The 24937-nt window shown below is 40.7% G+C and carries 26 protein-coding genes and 1 pseudogene; 13 read left to right on the top strand and 14 right to left on the bottom strand.

Translation table 11 applies throughout. The features are described from left to right. The coding region (locus H6G40_RS19105) for a zinc ribbon domain-containing protein (RefSeq protein ID WP_149107665.1) at positions 1-225 on the top strand (225 nt) is incomplete at its 5' end. 131 nt (positions 226-356) lie between these two features. On the opposite strand, the gene H6G40_RS19100 is transcribed toward H6G40_RS19105, so the two are convergent. The 5 genes from H6G40_RS19100 to H6G40_RS19080 all read right to left on the bottom strand — a co-directional run bounded on the left by H6G40_RS19100 (position 357) and on the right by H6G40_RS19080 (position 4450). Then, positions 357-635 (bottom strand): DUF4164 domain-containing protein, encoded by a 279-nt coding sequence (locus H6G40_RS19100; RefSeq protein ID WP_069475450.1) that lies wholly within the window; start codon positions 633-635, stop codon positions 357-359. Between the two features lie 41 nt (positions 636-676). Next, on the bottom strand, positions 677-1006 hold the full coding sequence (locus tag H6G40_RS19095) for a hypothetical protein (RefSeq protein ID WP_069475451.1): 330 nt from the start codon (positions 1004-1006) through the stop codon (positions 677-679). A gap of 41 nt (positions 1007-1047) precedes the next feature. Next, positions 1048-1410 carry a DUF4164 family protein gene (locus H6G40_RS19090; RefSeq protein ID WP_002778558.1) on the bottom strand — a complete coding sequence of 121 codons (363 nt, stop codon included), beginning with the start codon at positions 1408-1410 and terminating at the stop codon, positions 1048-1050. Positions 1411-1831: 421 nt separating this feature from the next. Next, entirely contained in the window at positions 1832-3415 is a 1584-nt protein-coding gene (gene ndhD1, locus H6G40_RS19085) for a photosynthetic/respiratory NAD(P)H-quinone oxidoreductase subunit D1 (protein WP_069475452.1), read from the bottom strand. Between the two features lie 297 nt (positions 3416-3712). Further along, positions 3713-4450 carry a phycocyanobilin:ferredoxin oxidoreductase gene (locus H6G40_RS19080; protein ID WP_123230535.1) on the bottom strand — a complete coding sequence of 246 codons (738 nt, stop codon included), beginning with the start codon at positions 4448-4450 and terminating at the stop codon, positions 3713-3715. Between the two features lie 163 nt (positions 4451-4613). On the opposite strand from H6G40_RS19080, the gene H6G40_RS19075 reads away from it, so the two are divergent. The 4 genes from H6G40_RS19075 (at position 4614) to H6G40_RS19060 (ending at position 13292) form a co-directional block, all read left to right on the top strand. After that, positions 4614-6926: a transglutaminase TgpA family protein gene (locus H6G40_RS19075; RefSeq protein WP_190538145.1), complete on the top strand. Its 2313-nt coding sequence runs from the start codon at positions 4614-4616 to the stop codon at positions 6924-6926. Positions 6927-7159: 233 nt separating this feature from the next. After that, positions 7160-7798, top strand: coding sequence for a hypothetical protein (locus tag H6G40_RS19070; protein WP_190538144.1), 639 nt, complete (start codon positions 7160-7162; stop codon positions 7796-7798). A 72-nt stretch (positions 7799-7870) separates the two neighbouring features. Further along, the gene (locus H6G40_RS19065) at positions 7871-11386 is read left to right on the top strand and encodes a GTPase (RefSeq protein WP_069475454.1); all 3516 of its coding nucleotides are present in this window, start codon (positions 7871-7873) and stop codon (positions 11384-11386) included. 22 nt (positions 11387-11408) lie between these two features. After that, positions 11409-13292 (top strand): GTPase domain-containing protein, encoded by a 1884-nt coding sequence (locus tag H6G40_RS19060; RefSeq protein WP_069475455.1) that lies wholly within the window; start codon positions 11409-11411, stop codon positions 13290-13292. A 52-nt stretch (positions 13293-13344) separates the two neighbouring features. Here H6G40_RS19060 and H6G40_RS19055 read toward each other — a convergent pair whose 3' ends face one another. From H6G40_RS19055 to H6G40_RS19040, 4 genes are all read right to left on the bottom strand, one after another. Beyond that, positions 13345-13503 carry a type II toxin-antitoxin system Phd/YefM family antitoxin gene (locus H6G40_RS19055; RefSeq protein WP_081330913.1) on the bottom strand — a complete coding sequence of 53 codons (159 nt, stop codon included), beginning with the start codon at positions 13501-13503 and terminating at the stop codon, positions 13345-13347. Between the two features lie 164 nt (positions 13504-13667). Next, complete coding sequence (locus H6G40_RS19050; protein WP_004157085.1) at positions 13668-13895, bottom strand: hypothetical protein; 228 nt, start codon at positions 13893-13895, stop codon at positions 13668-13670. After that, the gene (locus tag H6G40_RS19045) at positions 13885-14223 is read right to left on the bottom strand and encodes a DUF6972 family protein (RefSeq protein WP_002803289.1); all 339 of its coding nucleotides are present in this window, start codon (positions 14221-14223) and stop codon (positions 13885-13887) included. Before H6G40_RS19045 ends, H6G40_RS19050 begins: the two co-directional genes overlap by 11 nt. A gap of 5 nt (positions 14224-14228) precedes the next feature. Next, positions 14229-14426, bottom strand: coding sequence for a type II toxin-antitoxin system HicB family antitoxin (locus tag H6G40_RS19040; protein WP_002738060.1), 198 nt, complete (start codon positions 14424-14426; stop codon positions 14229-14231). 324 nt (positions 14427-14750) lie between these two features. On the opposite strand from H6G40_RS19040, the gene H6G40_RS19035 reads away from it, so the two are divergent. From H6G40_RS19035 to H6G40_RS19025, 3 genes are all read left to right on the top strand, one after another. Beyond that, positions 14751-14999: a hypothetical protein gene (locus tag H6G40_RS19035; protein ID WP_069475456.1), complete on the top strand. Its 249-nt coding sequence runs from the start codon at positions 14751-14753 to the stop codon at positions 14997-14999. Next, positions 14986-15402, top strand: coding sequence for a putative toxin-antitoxin system toxin component, PIN family (locus tag H6G40_RS19030; protein ID WP_069475457.1), 417 nt, complete (start codon positions 14986-14988; stop codon positions 15400-15402). Before H6G40_RS19035 ends, H6G40_RS19030 begins: the two co-directional genes overlap by 14 nt. Positions 15403-15825: 423 nt before the next feature. Further along, positions 15826-16290, top strand: coding sequence for an SRPBCC family protein (locus H6G40_RS19025; protein WP_002736419.1), 465 nt, complete (start codon positions 15826-15828; stop codon positions 16288-16290). A gap of 73 nt (positions 16291-16363) precedes the next feature. On the opposite strand, the gene H6G40_RS19020 is transcribed toward H6G40_RS19025, so the two are convergent. Beyond that, the gene (locus H6G40_RS19020) at positions 16364-16567 is read right to left on the bottom strand and encodes a ssl0294 family protein (RefSeq protein WP_002778572.1); all 204 of its coding nucleotides are present in this window, start codon (positions 16565-16567) and stop codon (positions 16364-16366) included. A gap of 70 nt (positions 16568-16637) precedes the next feature. On the opposite strand from H6G40_RS19020, the gene H6G40_RS19015 reads away from it, so the two are divergent. From H6G40_RS19015 to H6G40_RS19000, 4 genes are all read left to right on the top strand, one after another. Further along, on the top strand, positions 16638-17153 hold the full coding sequence (locus tag H6G40_RS19015) for a DUF1499 domain-containing protein (protein ID WP_123230539.1): 516 nt from the start codon (positions 16638-16640) through the stop codon (positions 17151-17153). 264 nt (positions 17154-17417) lie between these two features. Then, positions 17418-17915, top strand: a complete 498-nt coding sequence (locus H6G40_RS19010; RefSeq protein WP_002735494.1) for a DUF427 domain-containing protein — start codon at positions 17418-17420, stop codon at positions 17913-17915. A 245-nt stretch (positions 17916-18160) separates the two neighbouring features. Beyond that, positions 18161-19042, top strand: coding sequence for a 4-hydroxybenzoate solanesyltransferase (locus H6G40_RS19005; protein WP_069475459.1), 882 nt, complete (start codon positions 18161-18163; stop codon positions 19040-19042). A gap of 100 nt (positions 19043-19142) precedes the next feature. Beyond that, positions 19143-19382: a DUF6737 family protein gene (locus H6G40_RS19000; protein WP_002736158.1), complete on the top strand. Its 240-nt coding sequence runs from the start codon at positions 19143-19145 to the stop codon at positions 19380-19382. On the opposite strand, the gene H6G40_RS18995 is transcribed toward H6G40_RS19000, so the two are convergent. The 3 genes from H6G40_RS18995 to hemF all read right to left on the bottom strand — a co-directional run bounded on the left by H6G40_RS18995 (position 19347) and on the right by hemF (position 24144). After that, entirely contained in the window at positions 19347-21647 is a 2301-nt protein-coding gene (locus tag H6G40_RS18995) for an ATP-dependent helicase (RefSeq protein ID WP_069475460.1), read from the bottom strand. The genes H6G40_RS19000 and H6G40_RS18995 overlap by 36 nt on opposite strands. 341 nt (positions 21648-21988) lie before the next feature. Next, positions 21989-22963 carry a tRNA lysidine(34) synthetase TilS gene (gene tilS / locus H6G40_RS18990; RefSeq protein WP_069475461.1) on the bottom strand — a complete coding sequence of 325 codons (975 nt, stop codon included), beginning with the start codon at positions 22961-22963 and terminating at the stop codon, positions 21989-21991. Between the two features lie 158 nt (positions 22964-23121). After that, positions 23122-24144 (bottom strand): oxygen-dependent coproporphyrinogen oxidase, encoded by a 1023-nt coding sequence (gene hemF / locus H6G40_RS18985; RefSeq protein WP_002765359.1) that lies wholly within the window; start codon positions 24142-24144, stop codon positions 23122-23124. Between the two features lie 182 nt (positions 24145-24326). Here hemF and H6G40_RS18980 point away from each other — a divergent pair. Next, positions 24327-24536: pseudogene (locus tag H6G40_RS18980) on the top strand (metallophosphoesterase); the annotation flags it as partial. Positions 24537-24540: 4 nt separating this feature from the next. Here H6G40_RS18980 and H6G40_RS18975 read toward each other — a convergent pair. After that, positions 24541-24937, bottom strand: a 397-nt coding sequence (locus tag H6G40_RS18975; protein WP_190538143.1) for a transposase, incomplete at its 5' end; no start/stop codon positions are given.

Below are 24937 nucleotides of genomic sequence, written 5' to 3'. Positions count from 1 at the left end.
CCAGCCTATACAAGTCAAGAATGCCTTAATTGTGGTCGGTTAATCCAAAAGTCTCTATCAGTCAGAACTCATGTTTGTTCCTGCGGATATGTGGAAGATAGAGACAAAATGGCGGCATTAAATATACTCAAAAAAGCTACGATAGGGCATATCGGAAGCTGGTCGTTAGACCTAAACGCTTGGGGAGATTTAAGCTCTATTTTGGTTGGTAGAAATACCTGCTAAGACAACTTGAGTCAGTGAACCAAGAATCCCTCGCTTTTAGCGACGGGAGTGTCAAATGAGGTGATTGGGTAGGGTAGGGATTTTTCAGTTATCAGTGAAAAGAAAACGGCAACTTCCTAATTAGATATCTGTTAGGGATTGGGAAGAAAACCAAAAAGTTTGGCTGCCCCTCCTAAAATGGCAACAACCAAAGCGATTAGAATCCCTCGATTGGTAAATTTCTGATTAGCGACTCTTGCAGTTAATCCTTTAATTTCTGTGGTTAGTCGCTCATCTAGGGCTTTAATCTCCCCTTTTAACTCCGATTGTCCTATCTCTAGCTTGTTAACATCTCTTTGTAGAGAGTCTATTTTCCCCTCAATCCTTGTCAGAACAGCTTCTAGGGAATAAGTCACAGTTTCGTTAGACATGAGCTAAACTCCTATATTTTGCCATGTTATAATCGCCTTATTTATGGGTTGCCACTGAGTAGAGAAAATCTGATGCTGACGGTGATTATTGCCCCGATACCGGCACTAATTCCCCCAACAATTAGAGGTAAAATTAACCCCCGAAATCCCTGTAAGTCAGAAACAGACTTAACTAAAACAGATTGCTCGTTTTCTACTTTCTCTAATCTTTTATCGATGCCCTCAATCTTAAAGCCTAAGGCTTTAATCTCCCCTTTTAACTCCGATTGTCCTATTTCTACTTTGGTTAATCGTTCATCGATTTTGTCTATTTTTCCCTCAATCCTTGTCAGAACAGCTTCTAGGGAATAAGTCACGGTTTCGTTAGACATTGGCTAGACTCCTATATTTTGCTATGTTGCGACCGCCTTATTTAGGGGTTGCCACCGAGGAGAGAAAATCTGATGCTGACGGTGATTATTGCCCCGATACCAGCACTAATTCCCCCAACAATCAGAGGTAAAATTAACCCCCGAAATCCCTGTAAGTCAGAAACAGACTTAACTAAAACAGATTGCTCGTTTTCTACTTTCTCTAATCTTTTATCGATGCCCTCAATCTTAAAGCCTAAGGCTTTAATCTCCCCTTTTAACTCCGATTGTCCTATTTCTACTTTGGTTAATCGTTCATCGATTTTGTCGAATTTTTGATTAACATCTTTTTGTAGAGAGTCTATTTTTCCCTCGATCCTTGTTAGAACAGCTTCTAGGGAATAAGTCACGGTTTCGTTAGACATGAGCTAAACTCCTATATTTTGCTATGTTGCGGTCTCGCGTAGCGAGCGCGTTGCGACCGCCTAATCTTCTTTGGGTGCGATTGCTCCAGTGGGGACTAATTCTGATAATTCTACAGGCTGTACTCAGTAGCGATCGCATTAAAATAATCACATAATCAATTAAAAGTATAATAATACTAAATCCATTGAGTACAGGCTAGTTATGAGGAGAGGCACTCATGCAATAGGCAATAGGCAAAAGAGGGAATAAATAATCATTCTTTAATAACCGGATTTAATATTAGTAAAAATTATCAATTGAATGTTAAGAAGTGCGGAAATTGGGATTTAATACTGCTCACTTAAAACTCAAATCTGATAACTGGTAACTGGTAACTGGTAACTGGTAACTGGTAACTGATAACTGATAACTGATAAATCCTTAGATTTCGGGTGCTTTTAGGGAATAAAGGGAGAAACTAGCGGTTTTTGCCTTTGCCTGTTGCACTAAACTGGGTACAGAATTACGCGCTAGGGCGGTTAATTTATTGGTAGTAGCATCGTAAATCGTCGTGGCCACTTTGGGATAGAGTCCAATGCCGATAATTGGCACTAATAGAGAAGCGATGATAAAGACTTCCCGGGGTTCCGCATCCACTAGGACATGGTGTTCTTCTAATTCCTTATTTTCCGGTCCGTAGAGAATTTCTCGCAACATGGACAAGAGATAAATCGGAGTGAGAATGACACCGATAGCTGCTAAAAAGACGATAATAACGCGGAAAGTGGGACTATAGGCATCACTGGTGGCAAAACCGATAAATACCATTAATTCCGCCACAAAACCGCTCATCCCGGGCAAAGCCAGGGAAGCGAGGGAACAGGTGGTCCACATGGCAAAAACTTTCTTCATTTTCTTGCCGACACCGCCCATCTCGTCTAACATCAGGGTATGGGTGCGATCGTAGGTACAACCGACCATAAAGAATAAACTCGCCCCAATCAGTCCGTGGGAAATCATCTGTAACATCGCCCCACTTGTGCCAATATCGGTAAAGGAAGCCATGCCAATCAGCACAAATCCCATGTGAGAGATGGAAGAATAGGCAATTTTGCGCTTAAGATTGCGTTGGGCAAAGGAAGTTAAGGCGGCGTAGATAATATTAACTACCCCTAAAATCACCAAAACGGGGGCGAAAACGGCGTGAGCATCGGGTAACATCCCCATATTCATCCGTAAGAGCGCATAACCACCCATTTTAAGCAAAATTCCCGCTAGTAACATATGGGCGGGGGCAGTGGCTTCGCCGTGGGCATCCGGTAGCCAAGTATGAAGAGGGAAGATGGGCAGTTTTACCCCGTAGGCAATCAGAAAACCAGCGTAGAGGAATAATTGCAGTTTCAGGGGGAAATCCTTGCCGGCAATAGTCACCATGTCAAAGGAGACGGTATCGCCATAAAAAGCCATCGTCAGCGCCGCTACAAGGATGAATAGAGAGCCTCCGGCGGTGTAAAGGATAAATTTGGTGGCCGCGTAGAGACGGCGTTTACCGCCCCAAATGGAGAGGATCAGATAGACGGGGACTAATTCTAATTCCCAGACGAGGAAGAACAGTAACAAATCCTGTACGGCAAACACCGCAATCTGTCCCCCGTACATCAACAGCATCAGGAAGTAGAATAGTTTCGGTTTAAAAGTCACCGGCCAAGCCGCTAAGATAGCTAGAGTGGTAATAAATCCCGTTAAGATAATCAGAGGCATGGAGAGGCCATCGGCTCCTAAGGACCATCTTAGGTCAATTTCGGGCAACCATTGGTAACTTTCCACTAATTGCAGATTGGGATTAGCGAAATCGTAACTGCTATAGAAAGCGTAGATAATTAGGGCAAAGTCGATTAATCCCACCGTCAGAGCAAACCATCTCACGGTTTTACCGTCTTTATCGGGAATTATGGGAACCAATAAAGCGGCGACGATAGGAAAAAGGATGATGACAGTTAACCAAGGAAAGTTCGTTAGATTCATCGGCTGTTTTAATATTTATTTAATCGTCAGAATCGAGAAATTAAGCTAGGGCTTTTTGGCGGTTTTACCTAGCAAAACCGCCTTTTTTTCGCTTGTTCTCGCGGTTACATTTGACTGTACCTAAATCAATCTAGCAATTATTTTCCTGTCCTTGTCTGTTAATATTGTTAAGTTTCAAGAGACTTCTGGCCTAATTAGGGTTTGCTAAAAAAGTTTTTCGGTGGGGGCAGGGTGTGGGGTGTGGGGTGTAGGGTTTTATACCATTAACCCATCCTACAAATAATTGTGCCTCCCTACTTAATCGGGCAAATCAAAGAGAACCCCCGTCATATAACGCTCTGCCCATTCCCAACCGAAGGCTTTTTCTAGTACACGACGAGTTTTATCGTTTTTTTGCTGTTGACTACAATAATCCCGTTGTCCCTGTAAATAAATGCGCGCTTCTTCCCCGGAAAGGGGCTGACTTTCCTTAGCACATTTGCAGTGAATTGTCAAGAAATCTGTTACTTTTTGTAAAAATTGTCGTTCCTCGGCGGCGGTTTCGGGACGAATAAACAGACAATATTGGGAGAAAATATGACCCCAAGGCGGCAAATCACGAGCTTGGGCGAAATCGACCGCAGGTAAAGCCGCTAAAGCTTGATTATAGGCACTAGAGAGGGTTTTATCGCCACTGGTGGGAGAAAGATCCACAATAGCGGCACTGATTCCCGCTTTGCCGGAGACTATATCACATCCAAACATCGGCAGCGGATATTCTGGACGGGGGAACATGACACAGTGAAGTATATCCAAACCATTGCCCAGTTTAGCCAGTTCTAGGTGCATTTTGCGGAACTGGGGAGTTTGATAGCAGCGATTCTCGATAATTAATTTTTCCCCTTCTAAACGTCCCTCCACATAGCCTAAACCTTCCGGCAACTCAAAGGGCGACAAATCAAGATAATTTTCCCAGTGGGAGAGAATTGCTGTGGCTAATTGTCCAATCAGGGGATGAAGCAACGGTAAAATTTCAGGGTTGGTAACGGCTATCATAGGTCAGTTATCAGTAATCAGTAATCAGTTATCAGTTATCGTCTCCCTATCTCCCTATTTTCCTATCTCCTGACATCTAAAATCCACTTTACCCCATGGAGCGATCGAGATTAGAACTGGGAAACATAAAATTAACTTTTTGATCCTTCTCCCAATTTACCCTATGGTTAGCAGTGCCGCTCGTCCAAGACCTTCCTTAAAAACCCTCTGGCAAAAGATAGAATCTTCTCCGTTGCCAGAAACCGAGGAATCGATTATTTTAAGAATTCTGGTGCAAGCTTTAGTAATCGTCGGTATTATCGCCACCGATGTGGCTACCGATAGTTATACCAGTATTTGGGCTGTTCCTCTCAGTATTATCGGCGGAATCTGGAGTTGGCGACGCAGGAAAAAGCGCAATATCGGGGCAAAATTTTGTATAGCGATCGGAATGTTGGTAGTTTTGGCGCTATTCTTGGGGGATATCGTTGCGATGCAGGATAGTCGTATTGCTCTAACACAATTACTAATTCAACTGCAAATTCTCCATAGTTTTGACCTGCCCCGACGCAAAGATTTAGGGTATTCTATGGTAATCGGTTTAATTCTCTTGGGAGTCGCCGGGACAATCTCCCAAACCCTCGCTTTTGCGCCTTGGTTAATCCTATTTCTGTTTTTATCCCTACCTACCCTAGTTTTAGACTATCGTTCTCGTTTAGGTTTAGATAATCTCAATCAGAGTCTCCCTTTCTTCTCAAAGAAATCCCCGCGTCTAGCCACAAAAAAATTAGTTTCCCCGCAAAATTCCCCCCTTTCTCCCAAACGTTTTGGGATTTTCTTTCTGACAATTCTCCTCTTGGGATTGACAATTTTTGCTCTGATGCCGCGTTTTCCGGGTTATCAAATTCAATCTTTTCCCGTCAATAGTCCAGCAGGTATGGAAAATCAGGGTTTTGAACAGGGAAACCGACAAATCGTTAACCCCGGCTATGTGCGCGAGGGTGAAACGGGGAATGGTGGCGTAAATGGCGGTAATAGTCCCACTACAGGGTCAGGACAGCTAGATCTTACCTTTTATTACGGTTTTAACAGCCAAATCAACCAAAATTTGCGAGGAAGTATGACTCCCCAGACAGTCATGCGGGTACATTCTCAAGCCCCCGGATTCTGGCGCGCCATGGCCTTTGATCGCTATACTGGTCAAGGGTGGCAAATCTCGCGAGATCAAGAAGTAGAGGATTTAAATCGCAGTAGTTGGTCCTATCGCTTTTTTGTGCCGCTACCCGCAACCCAGGCCAAAACCCATCAGGTAGTCCAAACCTACAGCATTGTCTCCAGTTTACCGAATATTATCCCTGCTCTTACTTCGCCCCAGTTTCTCTTTTTTCCCACTCGACAGGTATCTTTGGACCGAGAAAATAGCTTAAGGTCGCCGGGGGGGTTAGCGGAAGGACTAACTTATACTGTAATCTCACAAGTGCCGGAACGTAATCGCAGCCAATTGCGATCGGCCCCAGAAACCTACCCTAAGTCTATTCTCAAGCATTATTTACAAATTCCTGCCGAAATTGCCCCGAAAGTCAGCCGAAAAACCGAGGAATTGCTGGCCAAATCTCCCAAACCTTTAACCTCTCCCTACGAGAAGGCCCTATATTTAGCCCAAGTATTAAAGCAAAACTATGAATTAAAAACCGATTTGCCCTTTTTAGCCGAAAATGAGGATTTAGTCTCGGCCTTTTTGTTTCGTTTTCAGGGGGGTTACGCCGATCATTTTTCCACCGTGTTAACGATTATGTTACGCTCGATCGGTATTCCTGCCCGATTAGCCACCGGTTTTGCCCCTGGCCAGTTTAATCCTTTCACTGGCTTTTATGTTGTCCAAAATACGGACGCTTACGCCATCACAGAGGTGTTTTTCCCGGGTTACGGTTGGTACACTTTCGATCCTATCCCAGGCCACGAATTAATTCCCCCATCCTTTGAGGAAGTGGAACCTTTTAGCGTCCTCAAGCAATTTTGGCAATGGGTGGCCGGATGGTTGCCCTCTCCAGTCACGGGTTTTCTCGGTCTGATTTGGGAAAATGTTATCGTTACTATCGGTCAGTTATTGACCTGGTTATGGCGCTTTATTTCTGGCAGTCTTTTCGGGGGAATTCTCGGCGGTTTAGTCGGGGTCGTCTTCGCCTACGCTAGTTGGTTAGGATGGCGACAGTTCCATCGTTGGCGTAGGAGTCGCAAGTTAGCAAAACTACCACCAATCGAGCGTTTATACCAGCAAATGTTAGGAATCTTAACAGAAGCCGGTTATGGCAAACATCCCGCTCAAACCCCTTTAGAATACGCCACCGCCGCCCGCCGCGTCCAACCGCCGCCAGTGGCGAATATTATCGAGGAGATTGCTCGCGCCTACGTTGATTGGCGTTATGGCGGGAAATCGGCTAATATCGAGAGTTTACGCCAACGTTTTCGAGAATTTGTCAAGTTGGTGAAAAAATGAGCTTGAGCCTATAGTTAGGGTTTGCTGAACAACTTTTTCAGCAAATCCTAAATAATTAGTCTTTAATAACTGGATTTAGTATTACTTGGCGATCCTTTGATAAATGGCGATCGCATTGCGCTAATCCGATGGCTTCGACTAAAATAAATATGCTAGGATTGGGGTAATTTATCTGGATCAAGTTATTCCCTAGCCTAAATAAATACTCATTCCTCCACTGACAAGATATCATCATGGATCTACCAGCCTTTGATCATAACCTTCATCAGTCCGATACTACCCACACTTTACATACTCATGCGGATTCGTCGCTGGATTTGCACGACCATCAAGATTTGTTAAACGACCCTAATTTGGGAGTTCACCACGATCCCTTTGTCCCATCTAATATCAGCATTTATGAGCCTCATCATATCCATAATGCTTTTGAGCATCAGGGTTTAGCAGATTATCAACCCCATCACGCTAATGGTTTATTAGACCATCAATATTCTCAAGTTGATCATCCTTCTCATTTTGATCAAGGTTTTGAGAACCAGCACTTAGCAGATTATCACCCTCATCATGCTAACAGTTTCCTAGACCATCAATATTCCCACGCAGATCATACTTCCCATTGGGATCATCTTTCACAGCGATCTGGTTCTGAGACGGCTTCTGAGTTATTAAGTAAAGCCAATGAACTAGAGAAAAAAGCTAACGATAGTTTAAGTAGTTCTCAGAGTCACAGTAAAGAAGCCGATTGGCATCGTGAGCATAAAAACCAGTCAGATGCCTCTAGTCATGGGAAAGAAGCCCAAAATGCGATGGCTGAATCTGAGAAATATCAGGCGGAAGCTCAAAAGTTAAGGGAACAGGCGAAAAAAGTTTAAGTTTCAGCCTTGAAAAATCTCGTATTTGCTCAAAAGTAATTATCATTAACTTATTGTGGATAATTTTAAAATATGCCCTTAGATAAGATAGCTGCTGATGCCTTAATTTATGCCGGTGGTGCAGCTTTTAGTGCGCTGGTATCGAGTGGAAATAATGCTTGGTCAGCATCAGAAAATCGTAAATCTTCTGAAAGTATCAGTCGGCTAAATCGGGATTCTTCCGAAGAAATTGCTCGATTAAGTAGAAAGCATTCCGCAGAATTGCAATATAATCAATTAAAATTTTCCGTATTGCAACAAAGAGAAAATCAAGAATTTCAAAGAGAATTAGCTGAACTTAACCACGAAAGAGCGAAGGAAATTGAGGCTTTTCGGGCGCAGGTTAACTTTGCGATTAATCAAAAAAATCTGGATTTTCAAAAATGGCGTTTTGAGCAGGAAAAGAAGATTCAGTATGATATTTTGCAGTTACAGCAAGATTTTCAGCGTGATTTGACCCAAATTCAGCATCAAAATGCTTTAATACAAATGCGGGAAAGGCTTAGGGAAGATAAATCGCCTATTCATAATCCAGCTTTTGATATATTGGAAAATTCTTTTGCCCATCGGGTGATGCCTTTACAGGTGTTAATTTCACCGCCGCAACTAAATTATGATCCCAAAACAGGAAAACCCTATATTTCTGGCGTTGAAGATACTTTAGCGGAAGAAATTCATCAGTTTCTTCGCCAGGGTTATGCTGGTAATCAAAAATGGCCTGTTCAATTCTTAAATGGAAATTGGATTTCTAATAGCCAGGGTGGAAATGCGGCTTTATTATCTCTGCATTCACAGTTGAAAAACATTCCTGTTTTAATCTTGGATACAAAAATTCCCTTCGACGAACTAAATTTCAGTGTGGGATATTGGTTTAGTGGTGATGTTTCCTTTACTCGCTCTTCCATTTTATCGAGTCAATCCGTTTCTCATTTGCTTCATGAATCTGCTAAAAAAAGAGCCTTGAAATGGGAAGAAAAACGAGAAAAAATTAAGGCTAGTGGTAAAGATGAAGCATATATTAAGGCTTTAGGGAAGGTCGATGAGGAAAATTTACAGATTTATTACCAAGAGTTAGCAGAAATTGCTGAGTTAAAACAAATTGGTGTTACCGATTTACCCATTCGCAAGGAATACAAAATCACCGAAGAAGACTACAAAACATTTTATCGATATTTGGCGGTATGGCATTGTTTAGCGATCGGGCTTTATGCTGACATTCTCTTTTTGGGTAATTCTTGGGAAAATACTCCTTTATTGCCTAGTTTAATTCCTTATCTGTTAGAAAAATATCGGGATAACCCTCTGTTAACTTCGGAGTTTTGGCAGGAAGCCATTTCCAGCATTGTGAAGGTTTACGGAGAGTTCTATAATAGTTTGAGGTCGGATTTTGCCTATTGTGGCCATGAAATTCGGATGGAGTTAGCGTTATCTTTAGCTAATTTACCAAGCGAGTATCGGTGTTTGGCTTTAGAGCAAGGTAATAAGGCTTTTTCAGATTGGTTACGAGCTAATGATGCGCCTTCGGACAAGGTTTTTGATCTCGACAATGACGCTGATTGTCAGCTTTTGAAACGGATTATTTATCAAGAAGATAAGCCGTTTTTGGAGTCTTTAAAGTTATTGTTAGATAAAGTTAAGGATGTCGATAGGATTGATGGAAGTCAAAGCGCAGGGATTAAGAGTCTTATAGCTGGTTGGGAGTTTTTGGATAGGTTAGGTATTATTTCAAATGTATCAATGATGGAGTTCGAGAAATCACCAAAGATTACAGACCCAAATTCTAAAAAATGTGATAACATTAGTGAGACAGACATCAAAAATCAAAATACTTACACAGGAGAACCCACCATGAACAGCAACAAGGAAAATCAACAAGCTACTGAAATTCTAAAGAGTTTACAAAGACTTTTTTCGGATCGCCCAGAAGTTTTGAGACTATTAGACCCCTCAAATTTAGATCCAGACAGAATTGCTGGAGAAGTTATTCTTGACAACTATAGAAATCAAGAAGGATTTGCTTCTACTGTTAATCTTTATGTGACAGGAAGAACTGGTGCAGGTAAAACGTCTCTTGGAAATACCATTTTTGATAGTAAGCAAAAAGCCATGAAAAGTACCGGATATATGAATTGTACCGACGATGTTGGTTGTTTTCAATCGGCTAATAATTTAAAATATTTCGATCTACCTGGTGTGGCATCGAAGCAAGATTTTGAAAATATTAATAGGGCTGCTTTAGGCATAGATCAAATATTTTCAAAAAGAAGACCAACTGCTCCTATTACACAATTTACTTTGTCTGATTACACTGACTATCAAAGTACCAATAAGGCCAAACAAGAAACTATACTTGTAGAAGAATGGCAATCAACACAAAATCAGTTAATAAATGGGGCTGATGTAATTTTGTATGTTATTGCACCCCACGCAGGTTTTGTAAATGATGATGAAGATTACTTATATGATTTACTATCTACTCAAAAAAAGAAACGAGGTTCTAGCAATGTCATAATTGCTCTGAATTTACATTTAAACAAGAATGGTAGTCCGAAATATACAAAAGAAAATATTGAGGATGTTCATAAAATGATTACCAATATTTACAATGAAGTTTACCGTGATCATATCACTAAGCCTGTAATTATTGAAATTAACTCACTGACAGGACTTGGTGCAGATAAAATTGCAGAAGAAATTTGTAAGTTACTTCCTGCGGATAAACTCGGAAAAATGGAAGAAGTGCTGGGTGATAAGTTAAAAGAAAAAGCTAGAATGGTAAGAAGTAAAAAGTTTCGTGAAGCCCTAATTTATATCGCTAGTCGTTTGGCAACTTTCAAGGTAGATCAATCCTTTGATAACAGCAGTGATATTGTACTGGGTTCTTATGCAGCAGTATATAGCTATTCCTCAAGAGTTTTCAAAAAAGAAGTTCCTAATGGAGAAAATGCCTATGGAGTTGTTTCTGATTTTGCAGGACAAACAAAAGAATCTCGCACTGAAAAAGAGACAGTTCCAATACCTATAATTGAAACAATTGAGAAATTTAAAACTATATCTGAACCTGTATTTGGTAATATTGAAGAAGTAAGTCAAACTATTGTAGAAGAAAATGAAGAAATAGTTGAAACAAAAAGAGATGGTTTTTGGGGACTTGATCAAAAAATTCGTGGCTCTCGTGTAGATAAAGTAAAGCAGCCAAAAGTTATAGAAGTAAAAACTACAAGGTATCAGCAAATAGGCACAAAACACACAGAGGTAAGTGATGGTTATCAGACAGCCGTAACAGGCTATAATGACAGAATAGTCGGATTGAAGCATTTAAAGGGAGGCTATGACATCATCAAAGGTATTCTAGCAATCGGTTTGGGAATTGAAAGTTTACCAGACGAAAATACTGGTAATTTTAATCATATTTATGAAGCCGGTGAAAAAGAAGTAAACCTCAAGATTGGCAATTTAAAATCGAGAATTGAACAGATTATTAGTAACTCTGACTCGAAAAAAGCAGAAAATGAGATTATATCAATTCTCATGCAAGCACTACTTTAAACAACCTGTTAGGGGGTACAAAATGAATATTCATCAACTTAATAAACCATCTCTTGCGGAGATAAGAGCCAATTTAATTACTGAACAACTTAAAAACCTACCCCCTAATTCTAGTTACATTAATATATTTGTAACAGGTAGATCTGCAAGTGGTAAAACAACTCTTGGTAACAGGTTAATTGGTGAAAATTATTTTCTTTCGACAGGAAGGCAGAATACCACACAAGTTGTCAATTTGATTGACTTCTCTGGTGGATTTAGATTTTTTGATCTACCCGGTGTAGATGGTGGTGGAAGACAAGAAGGTGGGCGATTAGAAAATTATAACCGAGCCACATTAGGCTTAAAGCAATTTCCTAGTTACCCAAATATTGATGAGATTACCGTCGCTACTTACAGACAAAATAGCCTTCCAAAAGAGCATACATATAAATTAAATGATTTTCAGAAACTCCCTTTTAAACCAGATATAGTATTTTATTTGATTAACCCGAATAAAGGCTTGTCTAGATCTGAAAAAGACTATGTAACAGATTTAATTGAATCTGGATATAATGTTATATATGGTTTAAATGTATTAATAGATGAATATAACAAACCTTTGGCGACCAAACAAAACTTTGAAGATATAGAGAAAATCATCAAAGATATTTATTTTGATCTCCAGAAGAAGAAAGAGCCAGTTATTGTTAGGATAAATTGCCAAACGGGTCAAGGAATTGATAGTTTACTTCAACAAGCTTCTTTATCTTTAGGCGATGCTAGAGGCTTAGTATTTAAACAAATTATTTTGGCACAGCATCAAAAAGCACCACAAGTTTATATTGATTTAATTAAACAAGAATTAAGTAAAATTTTTGCTGATGTTGCTTATTACGAGCCTAAAAGTTATGATGATGCTAAGGAAAAAATGAAAAACACCAGTCGATTATTATGGGATTATTTGGCTTCTTTTTCACTGCATGAGCAAGAAGATTCTCCAAATTCAAATTTTCAAAGAATCATTGATTCTTATTCAGATTTTGAAAAAATTATTAATACACTTATCAAAACAGTTATTAATAGTGTCAAGACAGATCACTATACACCTGTGGCTGTTTCTGTCCCTTTTTGTGAAGTCATTTATGAAGACGTACAATTGTACGGCAACAAAACAGAGATAGTAGATGATTTGGATAATCCAATCTATGAAACGAAGCGAGTTACGACAGATCCAGGCATTTGGGGGGGGATTGGGAATAAACTACAGGGAAAAGAGTGGGAGAATGTGTATTATAAAGAAGAATTTACTGGTAAATTTAGACAGAAACAAATTAATAAAAAAGTTCGTATTGGAACAAAAAAAGAATTTTCAGATATTGAGATATGGTGGGATTTAATTGGTTTAAAAAAATATTCTTACAGTGTTTATAAACCCTTCGGATTATATGGTGTTTGTTTTTTGAAATGTTTGTGTTTAGCGATGGTCAATAGTAATTTTCAAGACACAAGTCAGTTTAAAAAATATATTTACTCTTACTATTTGTACTTAAAAGTGCTGACTAAAGGAGAGAAAATTGGACAAATAATAAATAATATAAATTTAATTCTTGATCAGAAATATTTTGACCTACCTGCAACAGCAATATTCGTTGAAAATTCCCAAGTATCACCAAAATTAAGATTACTTTTATCTTTTTATAAGGAATTAACTACAAGAATACTTTTTGAGTTAAACAACTTTAAAGCTTTAGCCATTAGGATTGTATTTTGTGTTAAAGAGACTTTTTTAGAAGGTGATAACGAGCAGCAGATTGACTCTTTTGGAATTCAGTGTCGTAAATTAATAGCTTGCTATAGTAAATTTGTTTTGCTTTTTTCTTGGGAATTATACAAGTTTTTGCGAGGTAAATTTACAGATTCATGACAAACTATCAAACAAAAATTAAAATCAAAGTTCCTTTAGATGTTGCTGAAACTTAGAGGAGATATAACGTTTCTTGTACCGATTTCCAATCCCCTTCAGATAGCAAAACTGCATTACCATCGCATCCCTCAATAATAATGGGTTCGTGGGAAACAATTACTGAATCAATCAAATCCTGCAACTTTTGTTGAGCCTCATTAACCGGGATCATAAATCCTCCTAATTGTTTTCTACCAGTGCCGAAAGAAAATCCTCCGATAATCCTAGCGCCAATTACCCAAACCTGACTCCATTCGTAACTATCTCGGTGCTTACCCTAACGGCACTGGTAAGGCGATATTCTGACTTCATTCCAAACGACAAGTTTAAACAAATCTAAGCGCTTTCCTCACTAGATAATCGTCCTTCAATCGGTTCGTATTCATCTTCCAAGAGCCAGAGTTGAGCCTCTTCATAATCTGGAAACGCCTTGACGAGACGGTACTTTTCAGCAGGATCAAAAACATAACACCCCCTCGCCTTATCGATCAACACTAGCAGGATATAGGGAGGGGACTGCATGGAATCCACCCAAACTTCTAGGAAGCGCCAATTATCCTTCACTAGGTCGGGTTCGAGGAATTGCGTGATATTGGTTGTTTGCATTAATCTTAACCTCGCCGTAGAATAAAGAAGACTTTAAACCATCTGGGCTAATTCGACAACCAATCGCTTCGGCAAAGAATAGCCCATAGCGCTCATAGTTTCGCACATTGCCCGTGTATTCACCCCTTTCCATGATAGCCTGAATAACTCGTAGCATTGTATCTTCATCTTTAAACACATGAATAGCTCGTCCTCGTAACAGTAATCTCCGTGATTGTGGAGTATTCGGTAAATGTTTAGAAATATGCTTAGCGTCAAGAAAAATCTCGCGATTAATTCCGCTCATAATGGTTAGACTTCAAGGTCTCTAATAATTGCTGGAATCGGCAGGCCGTCTTCCGCTAAAGCCGCAATATAACCGGCAATCGCCTCTTTTATATTAATCAAGGCTTCTTCTTTCGTTTTTCCCTGACTAACACAGCCTTTGAGACTTGGACAATCCACAATCCAATAGCCATCTTCGTCTCGATATACAATGACTTGCCTCATTTTTCCACTCGCTTTTTAAGAAGTGTTAATAATTACCCCTAATCATAGCAAGCAACTCAGCCAAATTTATTTACCGTTCCTGCATTAGCCTTCCCCCCAACGTCATCTTTAGATTTAGGCCCGGCGCTGAAGAATACTTACACTAGCGGCGTTGGTTTTTCGCAACCAAAGTAAATTACATATCTTAAATTGAGAGTAACTAAACTTGACAATCGGTTTAACAATGCGCTAGAGTAACTGAAACTTCTAGACTGTAACGCTGGCGGAAGGGAGGCTATTAATTTCGACTGAATTTCTTTATTACTAAACTAAAAAAATATAATTATGACAAACTATCAAACAGAAATCCGAATCAAAGTTCCTTTAGATGTTGCTGAAACTTATTGGAATGCAACTGAGGAAGAACGCCAAAAAATAGAAGAAAAAATCGCTTTTTATGTTCAATCTTCAACTTTATCAAGACAAGAATCACTAAATCAATTATATAAAACAATGGATACTATTGGACAAAAAGCACAAGAGAGAGGATTAACTCCTGATATTTTAGAATCTCTCTTAAATGAAGATGAATAGACGATTTGTTCTGGATACTAATATTATTATAAGTTCCGTTTTATCCCCCAATAGTAAACCTAATACTGCTTTGAAAAAAGCCCAAAAATTAGGAATTATTATTGTATCCCCTGCTACTTGGCAAGAACTAGAAACCGTCTTATTTCGCCCCAAATTTGACCGCTATATTACCCTTGAAGAACGTCAACAATTTTTATTGGATTTATCTCAAACTGTTGAATTTATCTTAAAAATGGACTTTATGACAGATATTTGTCGAGATCCTAAAGATAATAAATATTTAGAATTAGCCGTTAATGGTCAAGCAGAATCGATCATTACAGGAGATCAAGATTTACTCATTTTACATCCTTTTCTGTCTATCAATATTGTTACAGTTAATGATTTTTTATTCAACAAGTAAATTAATTAGTGCTTGCTAACTATCAGTCAAATCCTTTTGTAGTCAGGCTTCCAGTAATATTCAGCCAACCCTCGTTAGGGTCCGGAGATTGCTCGCGCCTACGTTGATTGGAGTTATGGCGGGAAATCGGCTAATATCGAGAGATTACGCCAACGTTTTCGAGAGTTGCTCAAGCTAGTGAAAAAGTGAGCTTGAGAGCAGTTATCTTAATGGTGAGGTAGGAAGTTTTCGTTTTGGGGAGTCGATCGCCGGTCGTCCATAGCAAATTAGGTTACACTTCATCTTGATGAGAAAGGCTATAAACAAGACTATGTTAAGAAATGTAACCAAGGCCGAAACCCTTACTGTTGCCTTGTCTGCACAGTTAACTTTATTTTTGTCCGACTACCGATAATTCTCAGCCAGTAATTTATAAGCAGATCAATGTCATCTTGTCAAGTATTTGAACAATCAATTCAGATTAAAGCTAGTGCCACGACGGTGGAGCGTTGTATCACGGATTTAGAGTTAATGCGTCGTTGGTTGAATCCGGTGTTAGTTTGTGAACCTATCGGCGATTGGAAGACCGATATCGGTGGGAGAAGTCGTTTTTTGATTCAAATTCCCCTAATTCAGCCAACGCTAAAAAGTACGGTAATTGAGAGGGAACCGGGGTTAATTGTCTGGCAATTTGAAGGCTTTTTTCGCGGTTGCGATCGCTGGGAATGTCAACCCAATGATGACGGCACTTGTTTAATCAATCGTTTTGAGTTTGCGATTCCTAATCCGGTTGTGGGGTGGGGATTCCAGCAATTCGCCGCCAAATGGACTAAAAAGGATATGGAAGCGCAATTAAGACGCTTAAAACGAGTAGCTGAGGAAATTTATCTACTTTCAGCAACAAGTTAAGCTGATGGGGTGGTAAGCGGGGGGGGTTGGGTATGGAAGAATACCCTCACCCCCAACAGCTAACCCCTGATCCCTAATCGATCGAGATCGACTGGGGACTGTTGCCGTTATCCTGATTATTGTCGTTAAAACTGACTAATCCCTGCTCTTCTAACCATTTTTTGAGGGGATCGTCCGAAAGTTTCAAGCGCAGTAATCCAGAGGCAAAACCACCGAAAAAAGCGATCGGTTGTTGAATCAGTTCTTTAACAACGGGTTGTAATTCATCGAGAAACATCTTATTCTATCTCCTGATATTGTCACACCTATCAATGTTAAGTTAATTGAAGTGATTCTGTAAGACTAGCATGACTGAAACTTCTGACACGGTGAAAAAATCTTTCCGGCTAACCCCGTTTATTTTCCTAGGAATACTGCTCATCTGGCTAGGAATTAGGTTAATTGCTCCCGATAGCGTCAGTTTATTCGCCGGTAATCGTCCCGATTATTTGGGAGTCAGGGAAGGTAAACTGGCCCCTTGTCCGGTTACTCCTAATTGTGTTAGTAGTCAGAGTCAGGATCAGGCTCATGCGATCGAACCCCTTAGTTATCAGGGTAGCGGTGAAAAAGCGATCGAGCAATTAGCTAAAATTATCGCCTCCCAACCGAGAACTAAAATTATTAACCAAGATAGTAACTATCTCTACGCCGAATTTAGCAGTCAATGGATGGGATTTGTCGATGATCTAGAATTTTCTCTCAATCCTAGCAAAAATGCGATCGATGTTCGCTCCGCCTCCCGGTTAGGAGAATCGGATTTAAATGTCAATCGAGAACGAGTGGAAACCCTGAGAAAACTCTTTTCAGTGATCAGTAAACAGTAAACAGTGAAAAGTAATCGGGTGCATCTCAATTTTGTAGAAATATCTATACTACATTTGGGCGCACGCGATGCGCCCCTACCATTGGTGCGATAATATTATTATTGTAGGGGCGAATTGCATTCGCCCTCTTTAAATGACTTCTGCTGCTCACCTATATGTCAGAGAAAGTCACCAATAGGAGATGCACCCAATCAGTAATCAGTAATCAGTAAACGGTGAAATGACTCAGAGAATACTGACTCGGAGAATAATATAAGAAAAATTATGTTTCGTCCCCAACCGATACCAGCAAAAGCAGGACAGGAATCCGTCTGGGATTATCCTCGTCCCCCGCGCCTAGAATTATCGCCTAAACACCTAAAAATCATCTTTAATGGGGTGATAATTGCCGATACTAAAAGCAGTTATCGAGTTCTAGAAACCAGTCATCCTCCAGTTTATTATCTACCGCCCCAAGATATTAAAATGGAATACCTGCAAGCCACAGCAGAAAAGTCTTTTTGTGAGTGGAAAGGTCTAGCGGGATATTACAATATCACCGTTGGGGATCAACAGGCAATTAACGTCGCTTGGTATTATCCGGACCCGACACCAGAGTTTCAAGCAATTAAGAATTATCTGGCTTTTTATCCTGCGAAAATGAGCGCTTGTTATGCCGACGGTGAATTAGTACAACCGCAGCCTGGCAACTTTTACGGGGGATGGATAACCTCCGATGTGGTGGGTCCGTTTAAAGGCGTTCCCAATAGTTGGGGCTGGTAATCACGTTAAGTAAGTAGGGTTTGCTGAAAAAGTTTATTGGTGGAGTCAGGAGCCGGTCGTCAGGAGATTATTTTTATTTATTCTTCCCACACCCCACTTCCCCAAAACCCCACACCCCACACCCCACACCCCACACCCCACTTCCCCAAAACCCCACACCCCACACCCCACACCCCACACCCCACACCCCACACCCTACACCCCACATCCCCTTAACTCCTAGTTTCTACTTTTTACGAGAAATTATGACTATATCCCAACCCGATCTAGAACCCACTTGGATGACGATTATTCGCCTCTTGCGCTGGGATAAACCCGCCGGTAGGTTAATTTTGATGATTCCCGCTTTATGGGCGGTATTTTTGGCGGCAGACGGGGTGCCACCGCTACCCTTGATCGGGGTGATCATTTTGGGAACTTTGGCCACTAGCGCCGCTGGCTGTGTGGTTAACGATCTTTGGGATCGGGATATAGATCCACAGGTCGATCGCACTCGTAACCGTCCTTTAGCGGCCAGAGCTTTATCGATCAAGGTTGGTTTGATTATCGCTCTAATTGCTTTCTTTTGCGCCGCAATTTTAGCTTTATATCTGAATTTCCTGAGTTTTTGCCTATGTTTAGCCGCCGTTCCCTTGATTATCTGCTATCCTCTCGCCAAGCGTTTTTTTCCTGTACCCCAATTGGTTCTTTCTCTCGCTTGGGGTTTTGCGGTTTTAATCTGTTGGAGTGCCGTCACCGGGTCGTTAGATAGTAATACATTTATATTATGGGGAGCGGTGATTTTTTGGACATTGGCATTTGATACAATTTATGCTCTGTCCGATCGAGAGGATGATCTCAAGGTTGGTATTAACTCTAGTGCCATATTTTTCGGCAAATACGCCCCGGAAGCCGTGGGGGTCTTTTTTGCCATAACAGTAGGTTTATTGGCTTGGGAGGGGCAAAAAATGCAGTTATCAGCCTCTTTTTGGCTAGGGTTGGGTCTAGCGGCGATCGCTTGGTTGCGTCAATACTGGTTGTTACGTCAATCGGATTTACCCAAACCAGTTTATGGTCAAATGTTCGGTCAAAATGTTTGGGTCGGTTTTATTTTATTAGCGGCTATGATTGCGGGGAGTTATTTTTAAATAAGTAAATCGAGTAATTTTTGACTCTTTCGGTCTTCCCAAGCGTTTTTTAAGCTCGATCACTATAAAATCAAGTTAGTAAATTACCGCCCCTTAACTAATGTCTAACTCGAAATCCGATAACGTTTGGAATCACAAACCCCGTTGGTGTCAACCTTGGTCGATTTTATTGACAGGAATTACCCTGATTGCTGGGTGTTGGTTTTTAACTCAGCGTCTCTGGTTAACCCTACTCCTATCTATTCCTATACTCCTCTGGTGGTTTGTCTTCCTAATTCTTTATCCGCGGACGCTGCAGCAACAGTTAAACACAGAAAGAATCGGGGAAAGCATTGATTAAAACAGGAAAGACAGGACAGGGATTTTTATCCTGTAATTGACTACTTTCATCTCCGCGAAAAGTGTTCCAACGGAAGGGAGCTTTTTTTTCACTCGACATCCATAAAAGTCTTTTTGCTCGCGTCATCGCTACATACAAAAGTCGGTATTCTTCAGCTTTTTTAAGTTGTCCAGCTTCTAACCAAGCGCTTAAAGGTGGGGGAATAATTGGTATGCTGTCGGGGTTTAAATAGCGTTGATGAACCGCTGCTCGAATTTGCGCTCGTGCCACTTCTGCGAGGGTAAAATCTCCCAAAAATTTCGCCCCATTGGGTACCCAAGGTTTGCCAGGAATAATATCTTCATGAAGAAAGGGAATAAAAACATAATCCCAGTCTAAACCCTTGGCTTTGTGCATAGTAATAATCGTCAGTTGTCCGGGACGAGTATAACAATCGTCGTTATCTTCTTCCACCCCTTCAAAGCGCTCAGAGGCGATAATTTCATTAAGAGTATTAATTGTATTTTTGAGAGAACTATTACCAGCAGTTTCCTGATAAATACGGGCGGTTAATTTTTGCAAAGTGGCTAATTCTGACCCCGAATATTGGAGAGTCATAGCGAAAAAAGACAGGAGTTGATAATGGGGTAATTCTAATCTAGCTTTTAGTAAACTGCAGCAATAACGACGGGCGATTTTTTCGTTAGATTTCAGTTCAGGATCGAGGGGAGTGGGATAGAGAAATTGTTCGGGATAGGTAACTAAAGGATTTAAGTCTTGGGCAGTAATTAAACCCCTCAATTGTAGCACTTCTAAAGCCGCTTTGAGATAATCGGGAGAGTGGGGACGTTCGACAAAAGCCAATAGTTTCAGCATTTCGGCGGGAATTTGGGAAAAGCGATCGATCTCGTTAGCTTCAAAAATTCTGATTTGATAACTTTTATAAAAATGGGCGAATTTTTGAGCAAAAAAGTGTCCTTGTCGATTTTCTCTAACGAGGATAGCGGCATTATGTTGAGGGTTTTCTTGAAGTAATTTAACTAGACGTTTTTCAATTAATTCTACTGTTTGATAAATGTCATCGGGTTGATAAATTTCTAATCCTTTCCCCTCCTTGACTGGATTAGGTTGAGGATCTTCAGCACCGACGGGAAGAATCGCTTGAACTCGAAAAGGAGCCTCGGTAACTTTATGATTATCTTTTCCCTGTTTCCAATCTCGATCGACCCATTGTAAAACTAAATTAGCAGCTTCAATAATTTTAGTATTGCTGCGACCTGCTTGGTTCATAGTCGATAAATTGCCTTCGCTTTGACAACTTTCACAAAACCAATTAAAGTAAACAGGATCGGCGGGGGTAAAGGTAGAATTAATCGCTTGATTGGGATCGCCGACGCGAATTAAATTAGGTATTTCACCGTCATTATTTTTTGCTAAAATAGTAATTAGTTTTTCTTGGAGAGGACTAGAATCCTGTGCCTCATCTTCAAAAACTCCAAAGACAGAGTTTTGCCATTGTCGGCGAATTTTTTCTTCCTCTAATACCCGCAAGGCTCCTAAAATCATGTCATCATAATCTATATAGTTTTTCTGACGCATCAGGATTTCATACTGTTGGTACAAACCACTAGCAATAGCGAGAATTTGATAATTATCGTCGGTATAGTGGCTTAATTCCCAAACTTGCTGCGGTGATAATCCCGAACTTTTTAGCTCATGAATGGCCGCATAAGCAAGACTAGGTAAAATTTCGGTTCTCAGCACCGATTGACGGCGTAATCTTTCGGTTTCCTCCCCATCAAATTCCACTCCTTCTAATAACTTTTGATAACGAATTGGGTCAGCAATTAGCCATTTTTCCACCGAGTTTCTAATAATTCTGTGGCTAGGAGTCGGAATAACTAAGGTAGAAGATTCGAGGTCTAATCCCGATAATTCCGGGTAACGGCGGGCCAATTGTAGAGCCAGTCCGTGCAGAGTTTGAACGCTGAAACCTTGAGCAGAAAGCTGTAAATCTTGCAAGCGTTGTTTAATTTTAGCTTTAATACTAGCGGCAGCCGAGCGGGTGTAGGTGACAATAATTAACTGTTTTTTAGCATGAAGTTGCTCACGAGCAATAACCATGGCAGCAGCTACGGCCAAACTGTGGGATTTTCCTGCCCCCGGCACCGCAGAAATGGCCATTTTTCCCCCTTGCCAATCGGCTAATTCCTGTTGTCCGGCGCGTAGTTGTTGCCGGAGATTTACCAGTAAATTTTCTCGATTAATTACTTTAGTTTCGCTCATTATGCCCCGCCAATTTTATTTTTAGTTTAATTGTATTACTATTTTAGTTTATCTTTAAACTAATTGCTGTAAAAGTTAGCTACAGATAACTAGAATGGGGAGATAGGTTTTTTCAGTGAACAGTAAACAGTAAGCAGTAATCAGTGAAAAAGAAAGTAGCGAAGTTTTCACCTAACACTGTCCACTTAAAACTGTAATCTGATCACTGATCACTGATAAGTAGGTAGGTATTGAAAACTTTCAGATCCCCCCGCCTATCGGCACCCCCCTTATCAAGGGGGGCAGGGGGGATCGAACCTAAAATCCATTTGTAATTTAATTATAACCAGCTACTTAACTGATCACTGATCACTGATATATAGCCAATTTTGTTGTACTTCTACCCGAATTTTGCCAGTTAAGGAAGAAGTGGCATCGCGATTAACACCAGTAATGAGATTAACCACTGACTCAACTTCGGCAAAATTAGGGGATGAGGGTAAATATTGAGCCAAAAATAAACGAATCACTCGTCTTTGTATCGCTAGAGGTAGAATTTGTAAAGGGGAGCGATCGAGTCTTTGTTGATCTAGATCGATAACCTGGCGAAAAATATCCCGGGCAATACTATCTAAATAATCGCTTTCTGCTTCCAAAATTTCGGCAGTTTGGGCGAGATGTTTTTCGATTTGGGGATTTAAATTAGTTTGCAGGTAGGGTAATAATTCCAGACGGATGCGATTGCGAGCATAGCGTAAATTCTCATTAGCTCGATCATACCAGATCGGTAATTCTCGACTTTGACAAAAAGCGAAAGTTTCCCCGCGAGTGACATTTAAGAGGGGACGGACTAAAAAAATATCTGAGGTTAAACTTGTCAACCAAGTTAAGGCAGAAAGTCCATCACTACCCGCCCCGCGCATGAGATTATAAAGAAAAGTTTCCGCTCGATCGCTCCTCGTGTGTGCCGTGAGAAGATAATTAAAACCCTGTTCTTGGGCGATTGTTTGTAAAGCTTGATAACGCCATTGTCGGGCCTTGGCTTCCGTTTCCGCCATGGGGGGTGCGGTGGCAATATAAACGGGTAATTGCCAAATTTCGGCGATTTTACGCACATGATCCACTAATCCTCGGTCGGAGGACCAACGGTGATCACAATGAGCGATCGCCAGTTGCCAACCCCAACGAGGGCGCAAATCCAGCAATAATTGACCTAAACATAGAGAATCCTGACCTCCCGACAATGCCACTAACAGAGACGCATTTTTAGGTAGTAATTGTCCCTTTTTCACCGTGGTTTCCAGACGAGTATGGAGAGGTGTCCAAAAATTAGCCAAAATTTTTAGATTTATTTACTTGACAAATGACAGATAACTAGAAAAAGAGAAGGGAGAGGGAATTATGAATTATGAATTATGAATTGGGAAGTATTTTCAGTGAACGGTAAACTGATAACTGATAACTGGTAACTGATAACTGATAACTGATAACTGATTTAACCTTGCCAATTAACCCAATCTTGGGGTTTTAGGAAGACATCATAGAGTTTTGCTTCTGGGGTATTGGGTGCAGGTTGATAACAGTATTCCCAACGGACTAAAGGAGGTAAAGACATCAAAATTGATTCGGTACGACCGTTAGTTTGCAACCCAAAAATTGTGCCACGATCATAAACTAAATTAAATTCTACATAACGACCGCGACGATAGAGTTGAAACTGACGTTCTCTGTCACCGTATTCCGTCGAGCGCCGTTTCTGGACAATCGGAACGTAAGCGGGTAGAAAAGCCCGGCCACAGTCATTAATGAAACTAAAAATTTCTTCCCAGTTGCGGGGTTGTTGGGGAGATAATTTTTCTGAATAGATAGCGGCATCACTTTCGGCAAAAGGACCGCGATAGAGAGGGTCTAAACCGTCTTGGTAATCAAAGAAAATCCCACCGATGCCTCTGGCTTCCTGACGATGATTGAGATAAAAATATTCATCACACCAGCGTTTAAAAACGGGATAATATTCGGGATGATGTTGGTCGCAAACCTGTTTAAAAGTGCGGTGAAAATGACTAGCATCTTCTTCAAAAGCATAGTAGGGAGTTAAATCGGCACCACCGCCAAACCACCAAACCGGACCTGCTTCAAAATAGCGATAATTGAGGTGAACCGTGGGAATATAAGGATTGCGAGGATGCAAAACCATCGAGGTTCCCGTGGCGTAAAATTGATGACCGGCAGCCTCGGGCCGTTGTTTGGCAATGCTAGGAGGTAATTCTTTCCCCCAAACTTCCGAAAAATTCACCCCTGCTTGTTCAAAAATTGCCCCTTCCCGCAAAACTCGCGAACGTCCGCCGCCACCTTCAGGCCGTTGCCAACTATCTTCGATAAATTTTGCTTGTCCATCCACTTCTTCTAATCCCTGACAAATTTCATCCTGTAGGGATTTCATAAATTCACTGACACGGCTACGGCTGTCACTGGCGGGCAAATTAGCAAGGGTGGGGGTTGTGGTGAATGCAGTCATACTCAAGGATCAAAGTTGATAACTCAGTGATTATATTACTACTGGGTGATGAAACGGCCGCTCTTCGATACTTAACTTAACATTTAGAGGGATTGGCGGTGGGGAAGTGGGGAGCGCCGGAGCGCATATTAGAGTTAGTCCCGCTCCGGGGACAATAACACAGATACCCAACTTCTACCACCATGTCCTCCCGTCGAATCATCATCGGTGACGTTCACGGTCAATACGATGCTCTTTTGCAGCTAATGGAAGCAATCGCGCCTCAAGAAAAGGAACTGGTTTATTTCTTGGGCGATTTAATTGATCGTGGTCTTAATAGCGCCGAAGTAGTCGAATTTGTTTGTCAACACCGCTATGGTTGTCTATTGGACAATCATGAACAGATGCTGCTATACTTTAGACGTTCATAATCTGAGATTTATTAAACTTCTGAAATCGTAGAGTCAGCAAGGAATCCAGTTCTTTTTTATGTTTCAGATGGGCATCATTCAGACATTCATAAATGGCTGAAGAAAAGTCAGAAAAGTTTTCATAATATTTACCATGTAAACATTTCTTTTTGACAAATTTCCACAGCCTTTCAATTAAATTTAGATTAGGCGAATAAGACGGCAGATAGAGTAGCTCTATTGACAAAGAAAGAGCCAATTCTTCAACAATTTTACATTTCTGATAGCGGGCATTATCTAAGACTAGAGTGATGGGAATCATTAGTCCTAAAGCAGCTATTTTTTCAAGAAGTTCACAGACTTGAGTTGCCGTAATATAAGTGTCATTAGTAACTAGAATAACT

The organism is Microcystis viridis FACHB-1342, assembly GCF_014698335.1.
GTDB lineage: Bacteria > Cyanobacteriota > Cyanobacteriia > Cyanobacteriales > Microcystaceae > Microcystis > Microcystis ichthyoblabe_A.
This window is presented reverse-complemented; position numbering and strand designations above follow the sequence as displayed.